A 1,844-nucleotide genomic window follows, 5' to 3' on the forward strand; every position below is an offset into this window, starting at 1 on the left:
GCGAACACCTCCATGAGCTTGGTGACGGAGGTCGTTCGGTCAGGCAGGCCGAGGACGTAGGAGTAGATGCCCCAGGCGCCGATGGTCAGGTTGTGGCGGGCGATGGTCCCGGCGGGGTCTTTGGCTACCGTGTAGGTCACGCCGTCACCGCCATGGTTACGCAGCGTGGCGCTACCCTACGGCTGGAGTCACAGATGTGTGGCGCGCGGCGGCTTTCGTTGGCACTATGGGTGCCGTTTTGCGTGTCGGGTGTTGCGGGCTGTCTGAACCCAGGTACCCTGAAGACACGCTTCATCGATTCAGTCATTTTCTTCCTTGTTCTGACTGGGTGGTCGATGGAGCGGGCGTCCCAGAGGGGTCGGAATCCTCTGGGTGCCACCGACGGCGGCTGTTCGCCTTCACCAGATGGGCGTCTGGTGCGGACGAGCCGCCGTCGTCCATTTATGGAGTTGTTTACGCTGCGGGGCCTCCGGGGAGGCGTAATGGCACCGTACAGGCTCCCACAGTTGGTTGGCACTAGACACACCGGACTCGGGGCCACAGATTCACCCAGCGCCCACTTAGGACCCGTGCGGCTCATGACTGCTCACCGCCTCGCTGTGCGGCGTGGGTCAGGAGCATCCGGCGGACGATGTTGAGCCACTGCGGGTCGCACCCCGGGCGGTCCTTGGCCTTCAGGTAGGCCGTTTCGATGTCGACGCGGGATGTGCGCAGCATGCGCCACCCCTCGCCGTCGACGTAGCGCGCGAACCCCGACTCGTAGGCCAGTTGCCGGGCCCAGTGGTCGAGTTCGTCTGAGTCGGGCAGCTCTGCGTCGTCGTCGGCCAGGCGGCCAGCTCGGGTGAGCACGGCGGCGAAGGTGTCCAACGCCTTGTCCAGGCGGGTGTCGAGGTCTTCGGCGTCCAGGGTCGCGGAAAGGAACGCGGTGTGGGCGGCCGTACGGGCTTCCTGCATCGGGTTGACGATCAAGGTGTGCCTCCGGTGGACTTCAGGCCTTCCAGACGGCCTGTGGCGGCGTTCCAGGCGACGTGGAAGACGTGGCCGCCACGTTGGATGACTGAGTCTGGGGGGAGCACCTGCGCCCAGGTGATGCGGCCGAGCAGGCGCAGCAGTTCGGTGATGGCTTCGTCGGCGGTCACCCCTGAGCCGACCAGGTCGCGGCGGTCGTAGTCCATGTCGTCGTGCGGGAGGTTGAAGGTGAACTTGCCGGCGAACTTGTAGCTGCCGATGACGGGCAGCGCCGCGGTCCACATGGGTTCGGGAATGGTGGCGCCGTGGTGTGCGATCGGGATGGTCGAGGTGATGACGAGGCTGGTCAGGCCGCCGAGGGTGTCGTTGACGGCGGCGTGGAGCCGGTGGAGGGGGGAGGAGACGATGGCGTGGCCCTTGCGCCAGGCGACGGGCTTTTCGTCGTCGGGGGCGGAGTCGACCGCGTCGACCAGCTTCAGGCTGGCGCGGGCCAACTCCTCGTCGCTGTATTCGGCCTCGGCGTCGGAGTTGGCGTTCGGGTCTTGGTAGTCGCCGTCGATGCAGCGCAGAGCGGCGCGCAGTACGTCGCTCTTGGCGCCGGTGATGGCGGAGGTGCTCATGGACATGTGGGGTTCCTTTCTCAGGCGGGCACGGGCTGGGCGGCTTCCCGCTGTTCGATGAGCTTGAGCTGCTTGTGCGCGCGGATGGGCTTGACCTCGGTCCAGGTGTCGGTGCGCAGCGGGACGGGGACGCGGGCGACCCAGTCGGCGAAGGAGCCGCGCATCTCGGGCGGCCACTGGAGGTAGTCGCCGAGCGCCTCGTTGATCAGCTCCCACCACCGCTTGTAATCCGGCACCTCCCGGGCGAGCCGGTCG

The 1,844-nt window shown here is 67.0% G+C and carries 3 protein-coding genes; all 3 read right to left on the bottom strand.

Annotated elements, in window-relative coordinates:
- Positions 1–576 precede the first annotated feature (576 nt).
- Positions 577–969 (bottom strand): hypothetical protein, encoded by a 393-nt coding sequence (locus tag AB0B89_RS36210; RefSeq protein ID WP_358562246.1) that lies wholly within the window; start codon positions 967–969, stop codon positions 577–579.
- A complete protein-coding gene (locus AB0B89_RS36215; RefSeq protein WP_358562249.1) occupies positions 966–1,595 on the bottom strand; it encodes a hypothetical protein in 630 nt (209 codons plus the stop codon). Before AB0B89_RS36215 ends, AB0B89_RS36210 begins: the two co-directional genes overlap by 4 nt.
- Before the next feature lie 14 nt (positions 1,596–1,609).
- The coding region (locus tag AB0B89_RS36220) for a hypothetical protein (protein ID WP_358562252.1) at positions 1,610–1,844 on the bottom strand (235 nt) is incomplete at its 5' end.

It is taken from the genome of Sphaerisporangium sp. NPDC049002 (assembly GCF_040649355.1).
Classification (GTDB): Bacteria; Actinomycetota; Actinomycetes; order Streptosporangiales; family Streptosporangiaceae; genus Sphaerisporangium.